Source organism: Micrococcus sp. GbtcB5 (assembly GCF_019091605.1).
Taxonomy (GTDB): Bacteria; Actinomycetota; Actinomycetes; order Actinomycetales; family Micrococcaceae; genus Micrococcus; species Micrococcus luteus.
Genome location: NZ_JAGXJK010000117.1, coordinates 1 through 346 on the forward strand (window position 1 = coordinate 1; position 346 = coordinate 346).

The 346-nt window shown below is 79.2% G+C and carries 1 pseudogene; it reads right to left on the reverse strand.

Annotated elements, in window-relative coordinates:
• Positions 1 to 304, reverse strand: a pseudogene (locus KVS67_RS11695) (hypothetical protein); the annotation flags it as partial.
• Positions 305 to 346: the final 42 nt, after the last annotated feature.

Consider the following 346-nt stretch of genomic DNA (forward strand, 5'->3'; position numbering starts at 1 on the left):
GCTCACGGTCGATGCGCACCCGCTGGGCTCCGGCGGAGTCCTCGAGGGTCGTCCATGCCCAGCCGTCCCCGTCGGGCGTGAAGCCGACCTGCGTCTGGGCGAGGTAGCGCTCGGGCAGCCCACCGCGGGCGGCGCGCTGGGCGGGCGTGGGGGCGAGGCCCATGCGGGTGGTCAGCACGCCGTCCTCCGGCACCGGGTGCAGGAAGCCGACGTGCACGTCGTCGAGGGTCACGGCCTCCCCCCGCTCGAAGGGGGTGGGGTCGGAGCGGGCGGCGCCGGTGGGGCGCGGGGCGGGGGGGGTCACGGCGGGGCTCCCGGGGCTCGGGGGTCCGTCCCCCCGCTCCTC